This window comes from Streptomyces sp. NPDC026672 (assembly GCF_040638185.1).
In the GTDB taxonomy this organism is placed as follows: Bacteria; Actinomycetota; Actinomycetes; order Streptomycetales; family Streptomycetaceae; genus Streptomyces.
In genome coordinates this window covers 20898-43721 of sequence record NZ_JBEZXS010000023.1, presented here as the reverse complement: position 1 = coordinate 43721, position 22824 = coordinate 20898, and the positions used below count along the sequence as shown (strand labels likewise).

The 22824-nt window shown below is 71.8% G+C and carries 21 protein-coding genes and 5 pseudogenes; 13 read left to right on the top strand and 13 right to left on the bottom strand.

Translation table 11 applies throughout. From position 1 onward, the window contains the following. The first annotated feature begins 88 nt into the window (after positions 1-88). Positions 89-775: a metal-dependent transcriptional regulator gene (locus AB0F77_RS25435; protein ID WP_361952979.1), complete on the top strand. Its 687-nt coding sequence runs from the start codon at positions 89-91 to the stop codon at positions 773-775. Between the two features lie 48 nt (positions 776-823). Here the strand turns inward: AB0F77_RS25435 and AB0F77_RS25430 are convergent. Next, a pseudogene (locus tag AB0F77_RS25430) lies at positions 824-976 on the bottom strand (YbhB/YbcL family Raf kinase inhibitor-like protein); the annotation flags it as partial. Between AB0F77_RS25430 and AB0F77_RS25425 the strand changes: the two are divergent. Continuing rightward, positions 971-1294 (top strand): annotated as a pseudogene (locus tag AB0F77_RS25425) (FCD domain-containing protein); the annotation flags it as partial. The pseudogenes AB0F77_RS25430 and AB0F77_RS25425 sit on opposite strands and share 6 nt — an antisense overlap. A gap of 47 nt (positions 1295-1341) precedes the next feature. Here the strand turns inward: AB0F77_RS25425 and AB0F77_RS25420 are convergent. After that, positions 1342-2454, bottom strand: a complete 1113-nt coding sequence (locus AB0F77_RS25420; protein ID WP_361952976.1) for an aminotransferase class V-fold PLP-dependent enzyme — start codon at positions 2452-2454, stop codon at positions 1342-1344. A gap of 765 nt (positions 2455-3219) precedes the next feature. On the opposite strand from AB0F77_RS25420, the gene AB0F77_RS25415 reads away from it, so the two are divergent. Both AB0F77_RS25415 and AB0F77_RS25410 read left to right on the top strand, forming a co-directional pair. Beyond that, entirely contained in the window at positions 3220-3468 is a 249-nt protein-coding gene (locus tag AB0F77_RS25415; protein ID WP_361952974.1) for a hypothetical protein, read from the top strand. Positions 3469-3538: 70 nt separating this feature from the next. Next, on the top strand, positions 3539-4402 hold the full coding sequence (locus tag AB0F77_RS25410) for an LLM class flavin-dependent oxidoreductase (RefSeq protein WP_361952971.1): 864 nt from the start codon (positions 3539-3541) through the stop codon (positions 4400-4402). 30 nt (positions 4403-4432) lie between these two features. On the opposite strand, the gene AB0F77_RS25405 is transcribed toward AB0F77_RS25410, so the two are convergent. Continuing rightward, complete coding sequence (locus AB0F77_RS25405) at positions 4433-5962, bottom strand: MDR family MFS transporter (RefSeq protein WP_361952968.1); 1530 nt, start codon at positions 5960-5962, stop codon at positions 4433-4435. 222 nt (positions 5963-6184) lie between these two features. Then, positions 6185-7627: an aldehyde dehydrogenase gene (locus AB0F77_RS25400; protein WP_361952965.1), complete on the bottom strand. Its 1443-nt coding sequence runs from the start codon at positions 7625-7627 to the stop codon at positions 6185-6187. Between the two features lie 154 nt (positions 7628-7781). Here AB0F77_RS25400 and AB0F77_RS25395 point away from each other — a divergent pair, with 154 nt between their 5' ends. The 4 genes from AB0F77_RS25395 (at position 7782) to AB0F77_RS25380 (ending at position 10931) form a co-directional block, all read left to right on the top strand. Next, on the top strand, positions 7782-8354 hold the full coding sequence (locus tag AB0F77_RS25395; protein ID WP_361953261.1) for a TetR family transcriptional regulator: 573 nt from the start codon (positions 7782-7784) through the stop codon (positions 8352-8354). Between the two features lie 17 nt (positions 8355-8371). Further along, the gene (locus AB0F77_RS25390) at positions 8372-9211 is read left to right on the top strand and encodes an oxidoreductase (RefSeq protein ID WP_361952962.1); all 840 of its coding nucleotides are present in this window, start codon (positions 8372-8374) and stop codon (positions 9209-9211) included. Between the two features lie 310 nt (positions 9212-9521). Next, positions 9522-10466, top strand: a complete 945-nt coding sequence (locus tag AB0F77_RS25385; RefSeq protein WP_361952959.1) for a helix-turn-helix domain-containing protein — start codon at positions 9522-9524, stop codon at positions 10464-10466. A gap of 21 nt (positions 10467-10487) precedes the next feature. Continuing rightward, complete coding sequence (locus AB0F77_RS25380; protein ID WP_361952956.1) at positions 10488-10931, top strand: SgcJ/EcaC family oxidoreductase; 444 nt, start codon at positions 10488-10490, stop codon at positions 10929-10931. Between the two features lie 78 nt (positions 10932-11009). On the opposite strand, the gene AB0F77_RS25375 is transcribed toward AB0F77_RS25380, so the two are convergent. Next, on the bottom strand, positions 11010-11444 hold the full coding sequence (locus AB0F77_RS25375) for a peptidoglycan-binding domain-containing protein (protein WP_361952953.1): 435 nt from the start codon (positions 11442-11444) through the stop codon (positions 11010-11012). Positions 11445-11684: 240 nt separating this feature from the next. On the opposite strand from AB0F77_RS25375, the gene AB0F77_RS25370 reads away from it, so the two are divergent. Beyond that, a complete protein-coding gene (locus AB0F77_RS25370) occupies positions 11685-12656 on the top strand; it encodes a helix-turn-helix domain-containing protein (RefSeq protein ID WP_361952951.1) in 972 nt (323 codons plus the stop codon). A 7-nt stretch (positions 12657-12663) separates the two neighbouring features. Here the strand turns inward: AB0F77_RS25370 and AB0F77_RS25365 are convergent, their stop codons facing one another. Then, positions 12664-12909, bottom strand: coding sequence for a DUF5133 domain-containing protein (locus AB0F77_RS25365; RefSeq protein ID WP_361953258.1), 246 nt, complete (start codon positions 12907-12909; stop codon positions 12664-12666). A 159-nt stretch (positions 12910-13068) separates the two neighbouring features. On the opposite strand from AB0F77_RS25365, the pseudogene AB0F77_RS25360 reads away from it, so the two are divergent. Both AB0F77_RS25360 and AB0F77_RS25355 read left to right on the top strand, forming a co-directional pair. Next, positions 13069-13737 (top strand): annotated as a pseudogene (locus AB0F77_RS25360) (alpha/beta hydrolase); the annotation flags it as partial. 25 nt (positions 13738-13762) lie between these two features. Next, positions 13763-14278, top strand: a pseudogene (locus AB0F77_RS25355) (TetR-like C-terminal domain-containing protein); the annotation flags it as partial. A gap of 84 nt (positions 14279-14362) precedes the next feature. Here the strand turns inward: AB0F77_RS25355 and AB0F77_RS25350 are convergent. The 3 genes from AB0F77_RS25350 to AB0F77_RS25340 all read right to left on the bottom strand — a co-directional run bounded on the left by AB0F77_RS25350 (position 14363) and on the right by AB0F77_RS25340 (position 16605). Beyond that, positions 14363-15568: a cytochrome P450 gene (locus AB0F77_RS25350; protein ID WP_361952948.1), complete on the bottom strand. Its 1206-nt coding sequence runs from the start codon at positions 15566-15568 to the stop codon at positions 14363-14365. Between the two features lie 280 nt (positions 15569-15848). Continuing rightward, on the bottom strand, positions 15849-16046 hold the full coding sequence (locus AB0F77_RS25345; RefSeq protein ID WP_361953255.1) for a transposase: 198 nt from the start codon (positions 16044-16046) through the stop codon (positions 15849-15851). Positions 16047-16077: 31 nt separating this feature from the next. Then, complete coding sequence (locus AB0F77_RS25340) at positions 16078-16605, bottom strand: DinB family protein (RefSeq protein WP_361952945.1); 528 nt, start codon at positions 16603-16605, stop codon at positions 16078-16080. A 106-nt stretch (positions 16606-16711) separates the two neighbouring features. On the opposite strand from AB0F77_RS25340, the gene AB0F77_RS25335 reads away from it, so the two are divergent. Beyond that, positions 16712-17437, top strand: coding sequence for a class I SAM-dependent methyltransferase (locus AB0F77_RS25335; RefSeq protein ID WP_361952942.1), 726 nt, complete (start codon positions 16712-16714; stop codon positions 17435-17437). A 97-nt stretch (positions 17438-17534) separates the two neighbouring features. Here the strand turns inward: AB0F77_RS25335 and AB0F77_RS25330 are convergent, their stop codons facing one another. The 3 genes and pseudogenes from AB0F77_RS25330 to AB0F77_RS25320 form a co-directional block, all read right to left on the bottom strand. Then, positions 17535-18512: an SGNH/GDSL hydrolase family protein gene (locus AB0F77_RS25330; protein ID WP_361952939.1), complete on the bottom strand. Its 978-nt coding sequence runs from the start codon at positions 18510-18512 to the stop codon at positions 17535-17537. Positions 18513-19215: 703 nt separating this feature from the next. Beyond that, positions 19216-19695, bottom strand: a pseudogene (locus AB0F77_RS25325) (GNAT family N-acetyltransferase); the annotation flags it as partial. Between the two features lie 184 nt (positions 19696-19879). Then, positions 19880-21841 carry a LamG-like jellyroll fold domain-containing protein gene (locus tag AB0F77_RS25320; protein WP_361952936.1) on the bottom strand — a complete coding sequence of 654 codons (1962 nt, stop codon included), beginning with the start codon at positions 21839-21841 and terminating at the stop codon, positions 19880-19882. Positions 21842-22000: 159 nt separating this feature from the next. Between AB0F77_RS25320 and AB0F77_RS25315 the strand changes: the two genes are divergently transcribed. Then, a complete protein-coding gene (locus AB0F77_RS25315) occupies positions 22001-22393 on the top strand; it encodes an aldehyde dehydrogenase family protein (RefSeq protein ID WP_361952933.1) in 393 nt (130 codons plus the stop codon). Here AB0F77_RS25315 and AB0F77_RS25310 read toward each other — a convergent pair. Further along, positions 22333-22779, bottom strand: coding sequence for a DUF1772 domain-containing protein (locus tag AB0F77_RS25310; protein ID WP_361952930.1), 447 nt, complete (start codon positions 22777-22779; stop codon positions 22333-22335). The two genes, AB0F77_RS25315 and AB0F77_RS25310, sit on opposite strands and share 61 nt — an antisense overlap. Between the last annotated feature and the right edge of the window lie 45 nt (positions 22780-22824).

Genomic DNA, 22824 nt, shown 5'->3' with positions numbered 1-22824 from the left:
GGGCCCGGCTGACGCCGCCCGGCCGCATCCCCGTGAACCGCACAACACGCCCGGCCGCGGGCCCTCGTCACCGGCAGGAGTGCCACGCATGAGCGATCTCATCGACACCACCGGCATGTATCTGCGGACCGTCTACGAACTGGTCGAGGAGGGAGTCGTCCCGCTGCGCGCCCGTATCGCCGAGCGACTTCACCAGAGCGGCCCGACGGTCTCGCAGACCGTCGCCCGGATGGAGCGCAACGGACTGCTCACGGTGGAGGACGACCGCCGACTCAGGTTCACCGACGAGGGGTTGCGCCTCGCCACCCGTGTCATGCGCAAGCACCGTCTGGCGGAGCGCCTCCTCGTCGACGTGGTCGGTCTCGACTGGGAACTCGTCCACGAGGAGGCGTGTCGCTGGGAGCACGTCATGTCGGAGCAGGTCGAGAGGCGGCTCCTCGAGGTGCTCGGCCGCCCGACCGAGTCACCGTTCGGCAACCCGATCCCCGGCCTCGGCGAACTCGGCGTGCGGGTCCCCGACGAGGAGCCGGCGACCGGTCTCGAACCGCTCTCCGACGCGGCCGGCGCCAGGGACGAGACGGTGCTGGTCCGCCGTATCTCCGAGGAACTGCAGAAGGACGAGATCCTGATGAGCGCGTTGCGCCGGGTGGGAGCCACCCCGGACAAGACCGTGTCGGTGCGTGCCACCGACGGCGGTGTGCTCATCGGCTCGGGCGGCGAGACCGCCGAGATCGTCCCCGGGGCGGCCGATCACATCCTCGTCCGGAAGCTGTGACCGGCCGCCGGACGGGAACGCCGAAGGCCGGGCCGGGAGCGGTGACGGTCAGGCGGCGGTCTCGGCCGTGGCGGTCAGGACCGCGCGGCCGAGTATGTGCCCGGAGATGACGAAGCCGAGGTAGGCCGGGGTGGTCTCGGCCGGGAGGCCGACGGACCCCACGTCGAGGGCGTGCACCACGACGAAGTAGCGGCGCGGGCCGCCCATCACCGGCTGGACCGCACCCCGGCGTACGCCCCGGACGAGGGCGAGTACTACAGCGCTGCGTGGTCCGAGGCCCACCGGGCCTTCCACCGCACGCTGTTGGAAAGGTGCGCGAACCCCGTCCTGCTGGAGACCTTCGACCGGATGTGGACCGCGAGCGAACTGGCCCGCCGGTGGTCGGCGCACCGCACCCGGCGGGACCACGTCGGCGAACATCGGCGGTTGGAGGAGGCGGTGCTCGCCCGCGACGCCGACACTGCGGCCGAACTGCTGTCCCGCCACCTCACCCTGACCGCGGCGGGCCTGTCCTGCTGACCCCGTCGATCGCCGTGGTCACCGACCCGGGTCACCACCCGAGTCGTTCAACTCCCCAGGGACGCCAGGGCGTCGGCGACCCGCTCGCTCGCCTCCGGGGGAGTCGACGCGTGCGGGGAGAGCCTGAGCGAGTCGGTGCGTACGGTCGCGGTGACGCCCTCGGCCCGCAACGCCTCCGCGACGAGGGCCGGTTCGTGGTCCGGCATCGTGAAGGAGAGGATGCCCGCACGCCGGGCCGGGTCGGTGGGGGAGAGGACGAGGCCGCCGAACTTCTCGACGACGCCGATGAGTTCGTCGATCCGCGTGCTGATCGCGGCCTCGACGGCGGCGACACCGTGCTGTTCGACGAGATCCAGCGCGGCGGCGAACCCTGCGGCGGCCACCGGGCTGAGGTTGGTGATCGACCACCGCTGCGCGCCCGGGGCGGGCGGATGCTCCGTGCCGTCGAAGAGGCCGACGTCCCGCACGCCCGTCCAGCCGGTGAGCACGGGTTCCAGGGTGTCGAGCGCGCGGTCGGACAGCGTGGCGAACCCGGTGGACCATCCGGCGCGCAGCCACTTCTGACCGCCCGCGATCACCACGTCCGCGGCGTCCCAGGGGAGCCGGGCCACGCCGAACGCCTGGATGGCGTCCACGATCAGCAGCCGGTCGGGTCCGATCGCCTCGCGCAGCGCGGCCAGGTCGGCACGGAACCCGGTCCGGAAGTCGACGGCACTGACGGACAGGGCCACGACGTCGTCGGTGAGCGCGGCGCGGACCAGGTCCGGGGTGACACCGGCGCCGGGGGCCGGGTCGAGCCAGCGGGGCGTGGCCCGGCCGAGGTCCGCGGCACGGTGCCACGGGTACTGGTTGGACGGGAAGTCGGTGCGCGGCGCGAGGACCACACCCTCCCGGACACCGAACGCGGCGTGGAACAGGCCGGTCGACGCGTTCGGGAGCAGCACCGTGTGTGAGCCGTCCGTGCCGGCCAGACGGGCGGCCGTGTCCCGCGCGGTCCCCTCCGCGATCATCAGGGTGTCCACGGTGGTGTGGTCCGCGAGCGCGGACGCCTCCAGGGCGCGCGTGGTGGCGGCGACGGTGTCCCGGGAGGGCGGACCGAACCGCGCGAAGTCGAGATACCCGGCGGGCGTGTCGAAGCGGGCTGCGTATGAGCTGAGCACGGGGCTCGTCCTTCCGGGGCGGTGCGTACGGGCCGGCGCCGGGTGCGCCGGAGGGGAGGGGCCCGCGGTCGCCGGGGGCGGCCGGTCTCGTACCGCCGTCTCCGCGAGAGCGTGTCCTGCCTGGTCGCACGGTACGCGCCCCGCCGTGCGCGGACGCACAGGGGCCACCCCGTCGGCGTACGACGGCCCCGGCCGCGACCCCGGACACACCCGGCCGGGCCCCACCGGCCCCCCATCCGTCGTGGACGGTCCCCGGCTCCGAACGGCGTAGGACGGTTGTCGGACAGCTGTAGGTCGAGGGCTTCGAAGCGGAAAGAGGCCGGAGCGAGGGGGATCAGACCATGGCGTCCGGGAACGCTTCCGCCGTCTCCGGGACACCGCGCCCGAGCAGCCGCGTCGCGCGGTCCGCTCCCGGGGAGTCGGTGCTCACCCGCCTGGACTTCTTGCAGCGCACGGCCGGGAACCGGACGGTCCGACGCCTTCTGACCACGCGGGACACGGCGGACGACGAGACCTCGGGGGCACGGGACTCTGCCCGTTAGATCCTTCATCGGGCGGACACCGTGGCCTACAAAGGGGTACCACTTCCCCGGCGGCAAGACCCAACTCGTCGAAGAGGCCCTGGATCTGCTGGCCGAGAAGGCGTTCGCGCCCATCGAGGTCTACGCCGGCCGGGACGCACAGGAGATCGCCGAGCGGTACGTCGCGCTCTGGCGGTCCTTCATCCAGGGCTTCCGACTCCGCGGTGGTTGCGCCATCCTCACCGTGACCGTCACGGCGGACAGCGACCAGATCATCGACCGGGCCGCCGCCGTCCTGCGGGGCTGGCGCGGCCGACTGGCCGAGCTGCTGCGCGAGGGCGGTCTCGACGGCCGCCATGCCGACGGCTGCGCGGCCTTGATCATCGCCGCCTGCGAGGGCGCCCTGGTCTTCGCCCGCGCCGAACGGTCGATGCGGCCCTTCGATCAGGTGGCGGAACAACTGCGTCTGCACATGGCGTCGTTGGCGGCCTGATCGCGTCGCTTCGCAGTGTGCCGTCCCGAATCGGATTGCCCCGGAGCGGCGGGCTGCCCATCCTGCTGGGATGCGCTTCTCCATCAACATCCCCAACTTCGGCGACTTCGCCGACCCCCGTAACGTCGCGACCGTCGCGGCAGCCGCCGAGGAGGCCGGCTGGGACGGACTCTTCGTCTGGGACCACATCCTGCACCGGCGGCACCAGGGGCGTCCCTTCGGCGACCCCTGGATGCTGCTCACGGCGGCGGCGCTCGCGACCTCGCGCATCCGTCTGGGCCCGCTGCTGACGCCGGTCCCGCGCTACCGTCCGCAGCAACTCGCCCGCCAGGTGGCGACCTTGGACCACCTCAGCGACGGCAGGGTGATCTTCGCCGCCGGTCTCGGCGGCCCGATCGAGGACGAGTACCAGAGCTTCGGCGACACCGCGGAGCCCCCTGTCCTGGCCGAGCGGCTCGACGAGGGACTGGAACTGCTGGGGCGTTTCTGGTCGGGCGAGCGCGTGGACCACCACGGCCGCCACTACGAGGTCACGGACGTGACGCTGCTGCCCGCCACCGCGCAGCGGCCCGGCCCGCCGGTGTGGATCGGCGGCTTCTGGCCACGCCGCGCTCCCATGCGGCGGGCGGCGCGCTGGGACGGCGCGGTGCCGCTGTTCGAGACGGCCAGGCACGGCCAGGTGCCGGACGTGGCGGAGGTCCGGGACCTGATCGGCTACGTGCGTGAGCACCGTACGGCCGGTACCGACCGGCCCTTTGAGCTCGTCCTCGGTGGTGCCACGCCCACGGACCCGGCCAGGGCCAGGGACGTGATCGCCCCGCTGCGCGACGCCGGCGCCACCTGGTGGGACGAACGCCAGCTGCAGACCGGCCCCGACCTGGACCGCCTGCCCGCGGTGCTGCGCCGCATCGAGGCGGGCCCGCCGGCACTCTGACCCCGGTTGCCGCCATCAGGCCCCACGTGACTACCGGGACGAGGAGGACACGGTCGTCTGCCGCGCGGGAGCGGCCGTGTCCTCGCGGCCCGGGCGCAGGAAGAAGGCCAGGACCGTGCCGGTGGCGACGAGCGGGGTCAGCCAGAGGAAGCCGGTGCCGGTGGCGTGGGCGAAGGCGTCGAGCACCGCGGGCCGGACGGCGGCGGGCAGTGCCGCGATCGTTTCCGGCCGGGACGGGTCGAAGGCGGCGGGCAACGGCAGTTGGCGCAGCCGGTGGGTGAAACTGCCGGTCAGCAGGGTGCCGAAGACCGCCACACCGAACGCCGCTCCGATGGAACGGGCGAAGGTGACGACCGCGCTGGCCGCTCCGATGTCCTCGGCGGCCACCGTGTTCTGCACCGTGGTGAGCACGACCATGGGCACCATGCCGATGCCGATTCCCGTGACGAGGAAATAGCCGCTGAGGACCACCGCGGACGTACCGGAGTGCACCGTGCCCAGGAGCAGCAGCCCCACGACGTTCAGGAGCAGCCCGGTGAGCAGGATCGGGCGCAGCCGTTCGACGTGCGCCGCCCACCGTCCGGCCAGGGACTGGCTGACGACCAGGCCGACGACCAGGGGCAGCAGGTGCACCCCCGACAGGGTGGCCGAGACACCGTCCACGATCTGGAGGTACGTGGGCAGATAGACCAGCACACCGAACATCGCGGCGTTGGCCACGAATCCGATCAGGGACGCGAAGACCACGGTGCGGGAGGCGAGCATCGTCACCGGCAGGACGGGCGCGGCGGCGCGGCGCTCCACGGCCGGCAGCAGGGCGCCCAGGACCACGGTGGCGGCGATCAGGCCAATGATGCCGGGGGAGCCCCAGCCCCAGCGGTGTCCGAAGGAGGTGACGAGCACGATCCCGGTGGCCATGGCCGCCAGCAGCAGCGCACCGGCGTGGTCGACGCGTGCGGTCGCCCTCCTGACCCCGGGCGGCAGGACGCGGGCCGCGATCACGAGCGTCACCGCCCCGACGGGAAGGTTGATCAGGAAGGCCCACCGCCAGGACAGCTGGTCGGTGAAGACGCCGCCGAGGAGCGGGCCGACGATGCTCGCGACGCCGTAGACGGACCCGAACATGCCCTGGTACCGGCCGCGTTCACCGGGCGCGACGACATCGCCGACCAGGGCGAACGTCAGGACGATCATGCCGCCTCCGCCGATGCCCTGGAGGGCGCGGGCGCCGATGAGTTCGGGGAGGGTCCGGGCGAGGCCGCAGGCGGCGGAGGCGACGAGGAAGAGGCCGGTGGAGGCGAGGTAGAGGCGCTTGCGCCCGAACATGTCACCGAGCTTGCCCCACAGGGGAGTTGCCGCGGTGGAGGCCAGGAGGTAGGCCGCGCTGACCCAGGCGATGGAGTCGAAGCCGTTCAGGTCCTCGGCGATGCGGGGCAGGGCGGTGGAGACGATGGTCTGGTCGAGGGCGGCGAGCAGCACGGCGAGGACCAGGGCGGTCATCGCCGCCGCCACTCCGGGGGCGGCCGGTGCGGTCGGTGCGGACGGGCGGACGTGTGACATGGGGAGGGCCTTCGGGAACGGGCGGGTGTAGCGGGGGTACCAGGTGGATCGGGTGGATCGGGCGGATCGGGCGGACCGAGGTCCGGCGGTGGAACACGGGAGAGGCAGGGGGGCGGGCACGGGCGGGGCCGGGCACGTCGGCGGACCTGCCCGGCCCCACGGCATCCGCCTCCGGTCGGCGGGTGACCGTGAACTCGCCCCAGGGGGCGACGGTTCCGGTGTTCAGAGGGTGACGGTCTTGTACTCGACGTACTGTCCGAGGCCGACGGCGCCGTACTCACGGCCGACGCCGCTGGACTTGTAGCCGCCGAAGGGCCCGTCGAAGCCGATGGGGGCGCCGTTGACGGTGACGGTGCCGGTACGCAGCCGGCGGGCGACCGCGAGGGCGTGCTCGGGGTCGGCGGACCAGACGCCGCCGGAGAGGCCGTACTCCGAGTCGTTGGCGATGCGCACGGCGTCGTCCTCGTCGTCGTAGGCGATGACCACCAGGACCGGGCCGAAGATCTCCTCCTGGGCGATGCGCATGGAGTTGTCGACGTCGGCGAAGACGGTCGGGGTGACGTAGTTGCCCGCCTCCAGACCTTCGGGGACCTGGGGGCCGCCGGTGACGAGTCGGGCGCCCTCCTCGATGCCGAGCGTGATGTAGTCGCGCACCCGCTGCTGCTGGTCGGGGCGGACCATCGGGCCGATGAAGGTGTCCGGCTCGGAAGGGTTGCCGACCTTCAGCGACTCGACGAGGTCCTTGAGCGCGGTGACGACCTCCTCGTACCGCGCGCGGGGAGCGAGGATACGGGTCTGGGCGATGCACGCCTCGCCGTTGTTGAGCAGCGAGCCGAACTTCAGGCCCTGCACCGCCGCCGGGATGTCGGCGTCGGGCAGGATCAGCGCGGCCGACTTGCCCCCGAGCTCCAGGCTCACGCGCTTGAGCTGCTGCCCCGCGAGGGAGGCGATGATGCGGCCGGCCCGGGTCGAACCGGTGAAGGCGATCTTGTCGACATCCGGGTGCGACACCAGGTACTGACTGGTCTCACGGTCCGCGGGCAGCACACTGATCACTCCCTCGGGCAGCCCCGACCGCTCCAGAAGTCCCGCGAGGAAGCCCATGCTCAGCGAGTTCTCCGGGGACACCTTCAGCACCACGGTGTTGCCCGCGAGCAACGCCGGGATGATCTTGGCGGTGGCGGCGGAGAACGGCGAGTTCCACGGGATGACGGCCGCCACGACCCCGATCGCCTCACGGCGCACCACACTGCGGAACGGAGCGGCGGGGTCGGAGGCCCTGAGCGTCTCCTCCCACCCGAACTCCTCGGCCGCCGCGAAGTAGGCGTTGGCCTGCCGGGTCAGCCCCGGCTGGCCGGCCAGCGTGAACCAGCCCGCCGAACCGTTCTCCGCCGAGATCAACGCCGCGATCTCCGCCGCGCTCTCCTCGCGCAACGTGTTGAACCGCCGCACCAGCGCGAGACGCTCCGCGGGCGCGGTCCGCGGCCAGGTGCCCTCGTCGAAGGCGGCACGCGCCGCGGCCACCGCCCGGTCCACGTCGGCCGGCCGCGCCTGCGCGGCACGCCCGATCACGGACCGGTCGTGCGGCGACACGATGTCCAGCAACTCCGCACTGCTCGGCTCGGTCCAGACACCACCGATGAAAAGCCGGTCGTAGGTCGGCATGACGTCTTCCTTTCGGTACTCATCCAGCACTCAGCTTAACTGTCACTTCAATGTAGCACTTCTATTGGATCGAGCCACTTCATGGTGGAGCTAAGTTCTAAAACGGGCACCCCGGGGATACTCTTCCGTGGTGAGAGCTGACGCGGCACGCAATATGGAGGCCGTCCTGACGGCCGGCGCGCGCCTCCTCGCCGTCGACCCGGGCGCGAGCATCGCGAGCATCGCCGCGGCGGCCGGCGTCGACCGCCGTACCGTCCACCGCCGCTTCGCCTGCCGCGAGGCGCTCCTGCTCTCGGTCTACGAAGCCCGGCTCGGTGCGATCGAGGAGGTGATCGCACGGGCCCGGCTGCGCGAGGCGCCCGTCGAGGTGGCCCTGCGCCGCTTCGTCGAGGGCGTCGTCGAGGTCAACCGCACCTGGCCCGTCGACCTCACCCGCATGCTGGCCGACGCCCCGTCCCGCGCGCGGCGCGACCGCATCCTGCGCGACGTCGAGGCGTTCTTCCGGCGCGCCGCCGACGAGGGACTGCTCCGTCCCGGCCTCCCGCCGGGATGGGCGGCTTCCCTCGTCCCGCTGCTGGTGCGCGAGGTGTCGCAGAACCTGCCGCACCTCGGCACCGCCCGCGCGGCGGACGTGGCCGTCGACGCCGTGCTCCACGGCATCGGGGCCGAGCGCGCCACCTCGGGCGCGGTCCCGCGCACGACTGACGTTCCCCATGTGTCGAAGTAGGAGGAAAGGGGTCGATCATGGCTGGTATCTGGCTGATCACCGGTGCGTCCAGGGGGTTCGGGCGCCGGCTGGCGGAGGCGGTTCTCGAGTCCGGTGACCGATTGGTGGCGACGGCCCGGCGCCCGCGGCAACTCGACGACCTGGTCGCCCGGTACGGCGAGCGGATCCGCGCCGTTCCGCTGGACGTCACCGACGCCGCCGCCGCGCGCGCCGCGGTTCAGGCGGCCGTCGACACCTTCGGCGGGCTGGACGTCGTGGTGAACAACGCCGGCTACGCCAACAGCGCCCCCATCGAGGAGATGGCCGAGGACGACTTCCGCGCCCAGTTCGAGGCCAACTTCTTCGGAGTCGTCAACGTCACCCGGGCCGCCCTGCCCGTGCTGCGCGAGCAACGCTCCGGCGTCTACGTCCAGTTCTCCTCGGTCGGCGGCCGGGTGGGCGGCACCCCGGGCATGGGTGCCTACCAGAGCGCGAAGTTCGCCGTGGAGGGCTTCTCCGAGGTCCTGGCCGCCGAGGTGGCCCCCTTCGGCGTCAAGGTGATCATCGTCGAGCCGGGCGCGTTCCGTACGGACTGGCAGGGATCGTCCATGCGGCTGTCCGCGGTCGGGGCCGACTACGAGGAGACGGTCGGCGCGATGAACACGTACCGGCGGGAGAACGACGGCACGCAGCCCGGTGACCCTGCGCGCGCCGCGAAGGCCATCCTCGACGTCGTCCACCACGACGACCCGCCGCGCCGCCTCCTGCTCGGCGCCCAGGCCGTCACCGCGGCCCTCGAAGCCGGCCGGGTCCGCGAGGCGGAGACGGAGAAGTGGGCCGGGACGAGCCGATCCGCCGACTTCCCGCCCACGGCGTAGGACCGCCGTACCGGGGACCCGGACTCCTCGGGACCGCGACTGCGGCGGGCCCGGTGGGCGTGGGCGGTGTGGCCGCCGGGGGAGGCCGTGGCCCTCTCGACGGTCGCCGGGCTCTCCCACCCGCTCGGGCCGCGAGCCGTGGCCATTCCCTTCCGGCCGTGTGACACACGCGGCCAGGACCTTGGGAGGATGGGCCCATGCGAGGCCCGCGATGTCACCGGTACAGGCCCCACGGCCGCGCCCGGTGCGAACCGACCCGCCCGGTCGTCCCGCCAGCGGCGTTACGCGGGGTTCCGCGCCCCGGTGCCGCATGACCGGCATCAACGCCTTCGCGCAGAGGCTCGCGGCGAGCGGTGTGCCGCCGCTGCTCAGCCGACGGCACGCCACCGACGGCTTCCGCGCCGGTGTCGTCGCCCGCGACCTGGGGCCCATACGGCTGGTCGAGTTGGAGACCCCGGAGGGCGAGTGCTTCCGGGACGGCCGCTCCGCCCGCGCCGCCGACGCCGAGTTGTGGCAGATCGACCTGCTGACGCACGGGTGGGTGCACGCCGAGCAGGGGCGCGGCACCGCCACGCTCGGACCCGGCGACCTGGTCCTGATCGACCCGGTACGGCTGGTCCGCTTCGCCAGCACCGAGACCACCAGCGTGACCCTGCTGGTGCCGCGGCGCTCGCTGCGGCTCCGGCCGCGGGACGCCGACCGGCTGGCCGGGGTACGCGTGCGCGGCGACCACGGCCCGGGGGCCCTGGTGTCCTCGCTCGCGCGGGACATGGCGCGGTCGTTGACCGGGTTCCGCGCCGACGAGGCGGCCAGGTCGGCCGCCGCGGTGATCGAGCTGATCGCGGTGGCGCTGTCGGCTCAGCTGGGCGACGAGCGCCCGGCTCCCGACGAGGCGCTGCGCGCGCGGATCGTCGGTTTCGTCGAGGCGCGACTGTCCGACCGTGCTCTCACCCCGGCGACGGTGGCCGCGGCGCACCACATGTCCGTACGGCGCCTGCACAGGCTCTTCGAGGACGAGCCGCTGACCGTGGCGGCCCTCATCCGGCAGCGGCGTCTGGCGCGGTGCCACGCGGACCTGATCCGGACTGACGACACCGTCGCGGCCGTCGCCGCCCGTTGGGGGTTCGCCGACCCGGCACACTTCAGCCGGTTGTTCAAGGCCGCGTACGGCTGCGGCGCCGCGGCGCTCAGGTCCAACAGCCGTGCGCGGACGGTCAATGCGGTCGCCGACCGGCCCGGAGAGGATGGCGGCTGAACAGCGCAGAGAGGTGATCGCATGGAACAGTCCGTCGAGGCGATGAGCGCCGTCCCGGCCCGGATGAACGAGGCGTGGAACCGGGGTGACGCCGCCGCGTTCTTCTCCGACTTCGCGCACGACGCCGAGTTCGTGGACTTCGAGGGCACCCTCCACAAGGGGCGCGCGGAGATGATCGCGTTCCACCAGCCGGTCTTCGACACGGTGTTGAAGGGGTCCCGGCTCGTCGGGGGCGAGGTGCCGTTCGCCCGGATCGTCCAGCCGGGCTGGGGCGTGGTGCACCACCGTGTCAGCCTGCTGATGCCGGGTGAGGAGGAACCGCTTCCGAGTCGCCGCTCCATGCAACTCCTCGCCGTGGTCCGGCAGAACGGCCGCTGGGAGGTCGCGGCGCTGCAGAACGCGCGCCTGGTCTCGCTGGAGGCGGCGACGACCCTGGACTCCCTGTCCGCCGCCGAGTGCGAGTAGGCGGCCCGTTCTCGCCGGTCCGGCCGGGCGGTTGAAGGCAACCGGCCCGGCCGGACGCGCGTGACGGTCCGAACCGGCTCAGCAGCCGGTGGAGTTGAAGTCCGCGAACGCGGCCCTGGTCGCGGGGCCCGCGTCCCCGTCGACGGCGAGGTTGTAGCCGAAGATGTTCAGGTAGCGCTGCAGCGCCCTGACGGTGTTGGGGCCCACGACGCCGTCCACGGTGCCGGCACCGAGGCCGAGGTCGTTGAACTTTCTCTGCGCCGCCTTCCAGCTGTTGGTGCCCAACTGCCCGTCGATCGCGCCGGGGCTGTAGCCCGTGTCGCGCAGCCAGCACTGCCAGTTCTTGGCCTGGGTGGTGTTCAGGCCGAGGTTGTTCACCGCGAGGATCGAGAAGTCCTGGGCGCTCACCGCGGCGGGCTTCGCGGCCGGCTGGGCGGCGGCGAGGCCCGCGCCCGCGGCCAGGGTTCCGGCGGCGATTCCGACGACGGCGGTGGCGCTGACGAGTGTCCTCATCAAAGTACTCGGTCGCATGGTGTCCTTTCCGCAGTGGTGGGGGGTGGCTCCCACTCGGGCCGCCCGGGGATCAGCCTGCCGTCGGACCCCGTCCGTGTAACGAGCGCTCAGTGCACTCAACTTGGCGCACAACGCACTTATCGGGATGACTGTGCACCCGCGAGGGTCGTGTGCGTGGGCGGGCGAAGACCCGATCTCCGTCACATCCGCCCCGCCCGGCGGCACCACCCGGAGGACGTCATGCTGACCACCGTGCTGGACACGGCTCATCTGCCACCCGTGGACCGGACCGCCGCGTGGTCCGAGGCCACACGGCAGTCCCTGCTCCCCACCCGCATCAACTTCCTCGACCCCGACCGGGTCCAGGCCCGGATCGAGACCATGGCGCTCGGCCCGGTCCAGCTCTCGCTGATGTCCTACACACCGCTGTCGTCCCAGCGCACGGCGCGGCTCATCCGGCAGTCCGATCCCGAGATGTACCAACTGGCGCTGACCGTCGCCGGCCGCCAGAGCATCGAACAGGCGCGGACGTACGCTCCGCTCGGCCCCGGGGACCTGCTCCTCTACGACAGTTCCAGACCGTTCACCGCCGTCGCGGGCCCGGGTCTGCCCGGAGCGCGCGCCATGCTGCTCCAGTTCCCCCGGCGTCTGCTGCCGCTGTCGGAGAAGGCGGTGGCGCCGCTGTGCGGAACGGTGATCCCGGGGCAGACGGGCGTCGGGCAGGTGCTGAGCCGGCTGCTGACCGGGCTCGTCGACACACACGCCGACCTCGCCCCGGGCGACCGCGTCCGGCTGGGCGGCACCGCGGTCGACCTCACCGCCGCCGTGCTCGCCCACCACGCCGACCGCACGAGCGTGATGCCGGCCGGTCCACGGAGACGTGCGCTGGTCGAGCAGATCAGCGCCTACATCACCACGCACCTGAACGACCCGGGGCTCACGCCGGGCGCCGTGGCCGAGGCGCACTTCATCTCCACGCGCTATCTGCACCGCATCTTCCAGCAGCACGGCACCACGGTCGGCGGCGTCATCCGGCAGCAGCGCCTCGACCGCTGCCGACGGGACCTGGTCGACCCCGACCGGCACCTCTCCATCGCCGCCGTCGCCCTGCGCTGGGGGTATCCGAGACCGTCCGACTTCACCCGCGCCTTCCGCGCCGCCACCGGCATGACACCGAGCGAGTACCGCGACGCGGGCCGCCCCGGAGACTAGTGCACCGCTACGCCGCCAGCGTCTCGTCCTCCCGCGCGGCGCCCGTACGGCCCGCGCGGTACTGGTCCATCAGTCCGTCCGCCGCGAGCAGTGCCTGTTCGGCGGTGCCGGCCCCGGTGATCACGCACAACGTGCGGGTGGCGTCCTCCAGGGCGCGGCTCGTACGGCCGGTCGGGCGCACGTCGTGCTCGATGCGCACCTCGGCGAACCGGGCCAGCGCGGCACGCAACTCCTTCTCGGCCGACAGCGTCATGGTCATCCCTCTCCCTGCGTGAGCGGCCGCCCACGGCCGTCGCCCGCCATTGATCAACACCGGGCGAACCTTCGGGTGCCCCGTCCCGTCGTTGACAAGCTCGGACAACCACATTGGCTTTTGGCCAACAAAGTTAGCCAAGCGGGCCGTGGGGGTAACCGCGGCTGCGGCGAGTCCAGCGTCGACTGGCCGGCCTGGAGCCGTACCGACATCGCCGGTGACCTGCTCGCCGTCGTCCGTCACCTGGGCGGCCCGGCCGTGCTCGTCGGCCACTCGATCTCCGGCGGCGCCGCCACCATTGCCGCGGCGCGCGAGCCCTCGCTGGTCACCGCCGTCGTCGAGCTGGCGCCGTTCACCCGCAAGCAGTCGATCCACCTCGGTGACCTGCGGGTGAAGCGCATGCGGCAGGGGATGCTGCGGCTGCTGGGCACGGGGGTGCTCGGCAGCGTGCCGCTGTGGCGCTCGTACCTCGACGTGGCCTGTCCCGGGGTGAGGCCGGCCGACTGGGACGCGCGGATCGGCCGTGTCGACTCCCTGATGCGCGAGCCGGGCCGGATGAAGGCCATGCAGGGCATGGGCCGCAGCGCCCCGACCGACGCCGGCGCACAGCTCGGCAACGTCCGCCGCCCGGTCCTCGTCGTGATGGGCACGCTCGACCCCGACTGGGCCGACCCGCGCGCCGAGGGTTCGGCGATCGTGGACGCGCTGCCCTCCGGCCTGGGCCGCCTTGAGATGATCGGGGGCGCCGGTCACTATCCGCACGACCAGTTCCCCGACCAGGTGGTGTCGCTCATGCTCTCCTTCCTCCGCTCGGACGCCGCCCGTGCCCAGGGCCGGCCTCGACCCGTCGGCCGTGGTCGCGGCCGGCGCCGCCCTCGCCGACGAAGTGGGCCTGGCGCACCTGACGATGGGGCTGCTGGCCGAGCGGGTGGGGGTGCGCACCCCGTCCCTGTACAAGCACGTCGACGGCCAGGAGGACCTCAACCGCCGAATCGCGGCCCTCGCGCTGAACGAGGCCGCCGACGCCGTCGGGGGCGCGGTCCAGGGATACGCGGGCCGCGACGCGCTGGCCGCGGCGGCGCGTGCCTTCCGGGCCTTCGTCCTGGAGCACCCCGGCCGGTACGCCGCGACCATCGGAGTGGAGCCGTCCGGTCCGGACGATCCGGTGGCCACCGCGGGCGAGCGGCTGCTCGGCGCGTTCCTCGCGGTCCTGCGCGGCTACGAGATCGCGGAGTCCGACGTGAACCACGCCCTGCGCCTGCTCCGCAGCCTCTGCCACGGCTTCGCCACGTTGCAGGCGGCGGGCGGCTTCCAGTGGGGCACCGACATCGACGAGAGCTTCGAGTGGCTGATCACCTTCGCCGACCGCGCCTGCGCACCATGTGAGCGAGCCGCGGCCGACACGGCGGCACGGGCGCGGCGGGGCTGCCGGGTGCCAGCGGCGAGCGCCGGTTCACCAGACCACGGGCAGCTTCAGGGGAAACCGCCGGATCGTCTCGGTGTCCCAGCGCACTTCCTCCGGCGGCACGGCCAGCCGCAGTCCGGGGAAGCGCTCCAGGAGCCGCCCGATGGCCACTTCGAGTTCTGCCATGGCCAGGGGCACGGCGATGCAGCGGTGTCCACCCCAGCCGAACGTCATGTGCGGACGACTGGGCCGGTGGATGTCGATGACGTCCGGGTTCGGATAGCGCTCCGGATCGCGGTTGGCCGCGAGGTACGACACGTGGACGAAGTCTCCCGCCCGGATCTGCGCGCCGCCCAGTTCCAGGTCCTCGAGAGCCAGCCGGGGGATTCCGACGCCCTTGCGGAACGGGATGTAGCGGAGCATCTCGTTCAGCACTCCGGTCAGATCCTCGGGTCGGCGCCGGAGGTGTTCGGCCGGCTCGGGGCAGGTGAGGAGCAAGTAGACGATGTTGCTGATCTGGCAGGTCGCCGTGTCCTGCCCGCTGAGCGCCAGGGTCAGGGCGATGATCGCCAGTTCCCGGTCGCTGAGGCAGTCCTCGCCGTCCCGGGCTTCGGCCATCAGGCTGATGAGGTCTTCGCCCGGTGACTTCCGGCGCTGTTGGACGAGTTCACCGAAGTAGGACGTGAGGTCGGCCTTGGCCGTCATGGCGGTCTCCTTGGTGCCGGCGTCGACGACCAGCAGCCGGCGCACGGAATCCTGCATGCGCGCCCAGTCCTTGCGCGGGACGCCGAGAAGGTCCATGACGGTGTGCTGGGGAAGCGTGTCGGCCAGAATCTCCACCACGTCGGCCGGCGGACCGTGCTCCTCCATCTCGTCCAGAAGGCTGTCCGCGAGTCGGACGATCCGGGGTCGCATCTCATCGGCCCGCTGCTGGGTGAACGCCTGCGAGACCAGTTGGCGGACACGGCTGCTGTGCGGCGGGTCCATGACGTTGATCGACTCGGGCGAGACGATGGGCTCCGGCGTCAGCCGGGGGTAGTCGTGGGCGGTGATGCCTGCCCGGCTCAGCCGGGGGTCCGTGGTCACCCTTTTAACGGCGTCGAAGCCGGTGAAGATCCAGGCGTCGGCGTCGCCGTAGGGAAGTCTGATGCGGGCAGGGGTATCCCGTCGCATCAGGTCGGCAAGCGCGGGATCGAACTCAAGTACCTCACTGAAATCGAACGGGCACTCGATGGCCCTTTTGTCGCTGGGCACCAGGGGGCTCCTCCGAGTTCGGAACGGGTGGGGGAAGGGCGGCGTCCACTGCGGACGGGGTCTTGGGCGATACGCGCGGTCACGGGGAGTCCGTTGATTCCGCAGAGTGGGCGCGATCAGAGTGTGGCCGGGTACCAGGGAACTCCGAAGCCGCCACGCCACGCTGACGAGCCAGGTTCTGCCGGACGGCCCCGCGTCGTGCGTGTGGATCCCCCCTTTTTCGGCCGGTGGCAGCGGCGTGCTGGTGGGCACGCACGATGGTGGAGTCGATCCGGATGAGTCAGTCGATGTCTCCGACCCCGTCCGCATGAGCCTGGACCTGCTGGAGGGCCCGGGTGGACACGCCGTCCAGCGCGTGCCGGCGGAACCGGGTGTACACCGTCTTCCACGGTCCGTAGCGTTCCGGCAGGTCACGCCAGGAGATCCCCGTGCGGATCTTGCCGACCATCCCGTTGATGACCTGCCGGTCCTCCCTGATCCACCACCCAGACCTTCTTTGAAGACGGGCCCTAGGTGAGGACCAGCCAGCGGCGGCCGTCGATGAGTTCCCGGGCCGCGTCGAGGTGACCGGCGTGGCACGCGGTCTCGGTGATGACGTGCAGCAGGACGTCTCGCAGCGTGTGCAGGTGCGGCTCGCCGAACAGGTCATGGGGCCACCAGGCGAGCTCCGTATCGGCCGAGCCGGCCTCGGCGACGGCGTCGGCGAGTTCCGTCTCCCGCCGGTAGTGGTCGAGCACGTCGGCGGCCGGGACTCCCGGAGCCACGATCCATGCCTCGTCGCCGCTCGGCAGTCCGCTGATGACCTCCTCGTCCCCGGCGACGACCGCCCGGAACCAGAAGCGCTCGACGTCCAGCGCGAGGTGCTGGACCAGTCCCAGACAATTCCATCCGGAGGGCAGCACGGGCCGTCGCAGGGCGTCCTCGTCGAGCCCGTCGAGGATGCCCAGGACATGGCGCCGCTGCCCGCGCAAGGCCCTGAGGAGCGCCTTGATCTCGCCGTCCGGAGCCGTTTCGTTCTTGTCTTCGCCAGTGGTCACCCGTGATCCCTCACTCTCTCGACAACGGTGGTCAGACTCTCCGCGCAGCGCGAAGTCATCGCTGCGGCGTGGCTTTTCGCGCCTCGTTCCGCGTACCTTCGGCCGCATGGCCGACGACTGCTTCGCGCATCCGCGGCTCGCCGCGGTCTACGACCCGCTCGACCCCGACCGCGGCGATCTCGACGCGTACCTCCGGACGGCGCAGGAGTTCGAGGCCCGCCGAGTGCTCGACATCGGCTGCGGCACAGGAGTGTTCGCGCTGCTCCTGGCCGACCGCGGGTACGAGGTCGTCGGCGTCGATCCCGCCCGGGCGTCCCTCGATGTCGCCCGTGCCAAACCGGGCGGTGAGCGGGTCCGTTGGATCCACGGCGACGCGAGGGACCTGCCGCCGCTGCGGGTCGACCTCGCGACCATGACGGGAAACGTCGCCCAGGCCGTCGTCGAACCGTCGGTCTGGCACCACACGCTGCGGGGAGCCCACGAAGCGCTGCGGCCCGGCGGCCGTCTCGTCTTCGAGACCCGCGACCCGGCCAGGTGTGGCTGGGAGGAGTGGAACCGCGCGGACTCCTACCGTGTGACGGAGGTGCCGGGCGTCGGCGCCGTCGAGTACTGGGTCGAACTCGTCGACGTCTGCCTGCCGTTGGTCACGTTCCGCCAGACCTATGTGTTCGCCGCGGACGGTCGGGTGCTCACCTCGGATTCGACGTTGCGCTTCCGGGAGCGGCAGGAGGTCGAGAGGGACCTGCTCGACCACGGCTATGTGCTGGAGGACGTGCGCGACGCACCCGACCGGCCAGGACGGGAGTTCGTCTTCCTGGCGCGGCGTCCGTGAGCGAAGGCCGGACGGCACACGGACGTGCGGAACCGCCTCCGGCCCTGATTCCGGAGGCGGTTGGCCACGGTGTCGCGCGCGGGACGCCGGGTGGGGATCAGTCCACGCCGATGGTGTTCAGCATCGCCGCCGCCACGTGATCGGCGGCGTTGCGGTGGCCCCTGGCGTTGGGGTGCACGAGGGCCGGCTGATCGGGGACGCGGGTGAAGACGCCGTCCACCCACTTGCCGGTGTCGCAGACGCTGTGGTTCCGGGAGGAGTCGTGGAGGTCGACGAAGCTCGCGGAGTCATGGGCGGCGGCCGACTTCTCGATGGCCGTGTTGAGGGGGCCGAGGACCGACTCGCGCAGCCAGTCCAGGTCGCCCCGGGTGATGGACGCGAACTGCTCCAGGTCGTTGTACCGGCACTTGGAGGTGTCCTGGGGGATGACCGTGGGGTAGCCGACGGTGAGGATCTTCGCGTGCGGGGCGCGCTCGTGGAGCACGGTGAGCATCTCGTCGTAGTCTCTGCTCACCTTGTTCAGCCGGCCGGGGACGTCCGCGGCCAGCTCGTCCCGGCACGGTGTGCCCACGCCGCCGCTGCCCGCGCCGAGTTGCAGGCACTGGAAGAGGATGTCGGCGAAACCGAGGCTGTTGCCGCCCGCCCCGACGGTGATCACGTCGGTGCCGGGTCCCACCGCGGCGGACTGGGGAGGTACGGCAGGGAAGGGGTAGTCCGGGTCCTCGGAGAACGGCGGCAGGTGGCGGCCGATCGGCTCCTGGGCCCGGAAGGTGACGTGCTCGACGGTCGCGGCGCCGCAGCTGACGTTGGTCAGGTCGAAGAGCGAGCCGAGGTCGCGGTCGACGACCTGCGGGTAGGACTGGTCGGTGCGCTCGCAGCCGTCACGGGGGACCTCGAAGGTGTCGCCCGCGGCCGGGATGACCCCGGCGGTGTAGGAGTCGCCCAGGGCGACCCACTGGTAGGTCGCCGCCGCGGCGGCGTGCTGCGCCCCGGCGAGCTGCACCGGCGCGAGGGCGCCTGCGGCGAGAGCCGCGGTCGAACCCAGCATGGCCAGGCGAGTACGGATGCTTGCCATGAATCCTCCATGGATGCGGTGTTGGCGTCGCTTTGACCATAAAGGGATAGTTACTCACCGCACTAGATCCAATGCGGACAGTCACAATCGGATCGCGGGGGCGTGCGCCGCGGGTGGGCCGACACGGCGTGCCGACCGGTCGCGCCCGTTCCGTGACAGACCCGGCACGGTACTTGCGCGACCCGGGGAAGGTCCTTGATCAACATGTGATCCCGGCCCCGCGCACTAGCTCTCACCAGCTGTCTTGTTCTCGATCACCGACGCGGGGAGGCCGTCGGCGACACGCGGAGACGGTTGCCGGTGCCTGGGATGCGCGCGGCGGTGCACACGCACGTGTGCCGAAAGTCAGGACGGTCCGCTTCGAGCGGGCCGTTCCGGCGCGCCGCGGATCTTCCGGCCGAAGCCGAAGCCGAAGCTGAGGCCACGGGCCGGCGGTTGTACCTCTCGGACATCGCGGTGTCGGCCACCCGGTTCATGGCCGCCTGCGGGGTGGGCGAGGTGGCGCGCCCAACGCACCCTCGTCATGGCGGGCTTCACCCTCGCCGCGGTCGGCGTAGGCGTCCTGCTGGCCCCGGTCGCCGGCACCCCGGACGCCTGGGCCTTCGCCCCCGGACCCCTCCTGATCGGACCCGGCCTCGCCGCGGCGTCCCCGCTGCCCAGGAACCCGCTGCCCACCGACCGCTCCGTCTGACGGCCCGCTCCCACGTTCGTACCAGGTGCCCTGCCGTCCGCCGAGATCGGCCGGATCGGCCGGGCCGACCGGGACGAACCCGGCTTTGACCAGAACCTTCCGGGACGCGACATTCCCGTGGGCGACGGCCGCCCTGAGGGTGCGTATCCCGTACCGGGCCGCCGCCACTTCGCACAACTCCCGGACGGTCGCGGTCGCTACGCCGTGGCCGGCCACGTGTTCCGCGACCCGGTAGCCGAGTGACGCCGCGCCGTCCTCGATGTCGACGAGGTTGAACCTGCCGAGCACCGAGCCGTCCCCGTCCACGAGCACGTGGAAGGCGCAGACACCCGCCTCCTGCTCGGCCAGCAGGGCCTCGTGCCGCTCGGCGAACCGGTCGAAGTAGGCGTCACCGCGGTCGGAGACCGTGGCCGCGAAGTACCCGCGGTTGGCCAACTCGAAGGCCAGGACGGCCGACGCGTGCTCGGCGCGCAGCCGCTGCAACTCGGACATGGACCGAACCTACCCCGCCCCGGGCGTCATCGGCCCGCGGGAAGGATGGCATCCCGGACCACGCCGGCCGGTTCGGCGTGGACGAAGCAGGACAGGAACGAAGAGCATGCTGCGGCTGCCCAGGGTGATGCCCGGCGGGGGTCTCCCGGCCCCGGCGGGTGGGCCGGGGCCGGGAGACGCCGGCTCATCCGGCGGTCAGGAACTCGCGCGGGGACAGGGCGCGGTCGACGATGCGGATGTCGCCGACGTTGCCGTGGAAGACGATGTCGACGGCGCCCGCGTTCTCGTGGCCGCCCACCAGCCAGGGCAGTCCGAGCGAGGTGAGGCCGACCGACTCGCGGCGCGGGTTGTCGACGACGGGAGCGCCCTCGACGTACAGCCTCGTGTAGCGCCCGTCGTTGACCACCGCGAGGTGCCACCACTTGAGCTCGACCAGCCCGTGACCCCAGTTGGTCGTCGGGTAGGTGTCGTTGAGCGGGTAGTGGTTGAACTGAGGCTCGCGGCCGTTGTTCGAGATGGCGAACTGGACCAGGGGCTCGTCCGGGTCGGTGTTCCTGCCGTGCTTGCCCGCGGCCCCGGCCGAACCCCGGCGGCTGAGTATCGCCGCCCAGCCGTTGTTGCCGGCGTCCCAGTCGAGCGGCATCATCACGAACGTCTCGAACGTGTACCCGGACGTGAACGTCTCGGTGTTCAGCGGAGCCTTCGCCCCGGTGGTCAGGTACGAGCCGTGGAGCGGGTTCCTGCCACCGACGAACTTCAGGCTGGCGTGCGCCGGTTGGTCGGGGTGGTGGTCGGCGGACCAGGTCAGCGCGTCGGCCGCCGTGCCCGGCAGGGTCACCACCGTCAGGTCGTTGCCCTTGCCGGACAGGTCGTGGACCGTCTGGCCCGCGGTGAGCGCGGTGCCGGGCGCGCCCTGCCCGTCGAACCGCCAGTACGCCAACGTGCCCTTCACCAACTCCCTGTTGGCCGGACGCGCGGGCCGCACCGGAACCGGGGCGAAGCCGGAGAACCGCTCCTCGAAGTCGATCGACAGGGAGAAGTTGTCGACCGGGCCGGTGATCCGGGCGTGCTCGGCGGCCAACTCGCTGCGGGACTCGGGGTCCTGCGCCAGGATCCACGGGTTGATGGTCTCGACGTCGATCGTGTTCCGGGCGAGGTCGAAGTGGTACAGCCGGATCATGGCGCCGCCACCGAAGTAGCGGTTCTGGTAGTTCGTGATGTGCAGGTGCACGTCGTTGCCCGCGGCGTTCTTCCCGGTCGTACGGGCGGGCGGCCAGTAATGGCCGTTGAGGGTCAGGAAGATCTGGTCGTTGTCGTCGATCAGCTTGTCCCAGACCGTCCGGCCGTAGTCGGAGAGCACGGCGTTGTTCTCCGGGTCGCCGGACTCGTACGGGAAAACGTTGTCATCGTAGTTGGAGTAGACGAGGTCGTGCGTCGTGAGGATCACCGGCATCTTCGGGTGGGCCTTGATGACGCCGTCGGCCCACGCGAAACCCTGGTCGCTGGTCCGCCAGTCCAGGGCCAGTACCAGCCAGGAGCGGCCGGCGGCCTGGAAGATGTGCGCGGTGTTGTAGCCGGTCGGGTCCGATCCGGCGAACGTCTTCGAGCGCTTGAACCGCTGCGGGCCCATGGTCCGCAGGTACGCCGTGTCGCCGCGGCTGTCGTCGCCGCTCACGTCGTGGTTGCCGGCCAGCACGCTGTACGCGGCACCGTGCGCGTCGAGCACGCCGAACGCCTTGTCGACCTGCTGGAACGACAACGGGTCGGCGTCCTGGGTCAGATCACCGAGGTGCGCCATGAACACGATGTTGTTGTCGGGGTCCGCGCTGTTGTCGACGATGTAGCGGAACGACTCCTCCTGCGGCGTCCGATCGACGCTGTCCTGGCTGCCCCAGTACAGGAACTGGGTGTCGGGCATGACCGCGAGAGTGAACCGGAGGGCGGTCGGATCCGGTCTCCACGAGCCGGTCCTACCGGTCTTGGAGCTTTCGGTGTTCTCGGCGGCGGACGCGGGCGCTTCGCCGAGTGCGGACGCGCCGACGCCCACCGTGGCCGCTCCCGCGCCGGCCAGCGCCGCGTTGCGCAGAAAACCTCGTCGACTCTGTCCGGTCGTCTCCTGGGACGGGGTGTCACCGTGCTTGCACATGGGGGTCTTCCCTGGTCGGTGATGCGAACAGCGACGACGCTAGCCAGGGGCGGCCGGGGCCGGGCGGACGCCGGATGACGAACGAGGGCCAAGTGCCTGACGAGGATCGGAGATTCCCGTCATGTCGTGACCGGCGGCCGACGCCTGGATGAGCGGGCGATGACGAGGAGGAGTTGCGGGGGCGAGTGCCCGATCCCGGAGTTCACGACCGGGCGTGCCAGGCAGTTGCCGATCGACGGCGCGTGGGTCGATGCGCCGTCCGGCGAGACCGTGGAGTCGGTCGATCCGACCATCGGCCGCGCACTTCCTCCGCTCGCACGCGGCGCCGCCGCCGACGTCGGCCTGGCCGTCGCCGCGGCCCGACGCGCCTTCGAGGGTCCGTGGTGCGAGTTCCGGCCCCGCGACCGCGCCCGGGTGCTGCACCGGCCGGCCGACCTGATCGAGGCCCGTGCGGAGGAGGACCCTTGCCGGCAACCAGCGCGCGTATCGGCTCAGGTGAGGGCGGTGACCAGCAGGGCGAAGGCGGCGATGACGACGGCGACGCGGACGTAGTGGTAGCGGTCCCAGCGGTTCATCTGCTCCTTCCAGTCGGCGGGCAGGTTCTCGGTGGTCCACGTCCTGCCCCGGTTGTTGATCGGGACGAGCAGCAGGATCGACATGATCACGCTGAGGATCAGCAGCGCGGCGGCGGTGACGACGAGGCCGGTGCCGGGGTGGTGCCGTCCGGCGACGGCCCAGACGGCGGCGAGGACGAGCGAGGCGACGTACCAGAACGGCATCACGGCACCGAGCAGCCGGGCCCCGTGGGTGCGGCCGCGCAGGGCGTTGTCGCCGGGGAGCGCGTTGAGGATCGGGTTGACGAAGAAGGCGACGGAGAACTCCACCCCCACCATCACTCCGACGACCACGGTGGTGACGATCTCGAGTGCGTCGAGCATGACGACCCCTCCTGGGATCTAGCGCCGCTAGCTGATGAGTCAACG

Coding starts and splice junctions, on each gene's coding strand:
- AB0F77_RS25435 (WP_361952979.1), top strand. CDS start 89: ATGAGCGATCTCATCGACACCACCGGCATGTATCTGCGGACCGTCTAC.
- AB0F77_RS25315 (WP_361952933.1), top strand. CDS start 22,001: ATGACGAGGAGGAGTTGCGGGGGCGAGTGCCCGATCCCGGAGTTCACG.
- AB0F77_RS25405 (WP_361952968.1), bottom strand. CDS start 5,962: ATGTCACACGTCCGCCCGTCCGCACCGACCGCACCGGCCGCCCCCGGA.
- AB0F77_RS25385 (WP_361952959.1), top strand. CDS start 9,522: ATGACCGGCATCAACGCCTTCGCGCAGAGGCTCGCGGCGAGCGGTGTG.
- AB0F77_RS25395 (WP_361953261.1), top strand. CDS start 7,782: ATGGAGGCCGTCCTGACGGCCGGCGCGCGCCTCCTCGCCGTCGACCCG.
- AB0F77_RS25335 (WP_361952942.1), top strand. CDS start 16,712: ATGGCCGACGACTGCTTCGCGCATCCGCGGCTCGCCGCGGTCTACGAC.
- AB0F77_RS25390 (WP_361952962.1), top strand. CDS start 8,372: ATGGCTGGTATCTGGCTGATCACCGGTGCGTCCAGGGGGTTCGGGCGC.
- AB0F77_RS25375 (WP_361952953.1), bottom strand. CDS start 11,444: ATGAGGACACTCGTCAGCGCCACCGCCGTCGTCGGAATCGCCGCCGGA.
- AB0F77_RS25330 (WP_361952939.1), bottom strand. CDS start 18,512: ATGGCAAGCATCCGTACTCGCCTGGCCATGCTGGGTTCGACCGCGGCT.
- AB0F77_RS25320 (WP_361952936.1), bottom strand. CDS start 21,841: ATGTGCAAGCACGGTGACACCCCGTCCCAGGAGACGACCGGACAGAGT.
- AB0F77_RS25370 (WP_361952951.1), top strand. CDS start 11,685: ATGCTGACCACCGTGCTGGACACGGCTCATCTGCCACCCGTGGACCGG.
- AB0F77_RS25380 (WP_361952956.1), top strand. CDS start 10,488: ATGGAACAGTCCGTCGAGGCGATGAGCGCCGTCCCGGCCCGGATGAAC.
- AB0F77_RS25365 (WP_361953258.1), bottom strand. CDS start 12,909: ATGACGCTGTCGGCCGAGAAGGAGTTGCGTGCCGCGCTGGCCCGGTTC.
- AB0F77_RS25310 (WP_361952930.1), bottom strand. CDS start 22,779: ATGCTCGACGCACTCGAGATCGTCACCACCGTGGTCGTCGGAGTGATG.
- AB0F77_RS25400 (WP_361952965.1), bottom strand. CDS start 7,627: ATGCCGACCTACGACCGGCTTTTCATCGGTGGTGTCTGGACCGAGCCG.
- AB0F77_RS25410 (WP_361952971.1), top strand. CDS start 3,539: ATGCGCTTCTCCATCAACATCCCCAACTTCGGCGACTTCGCCGACCCC.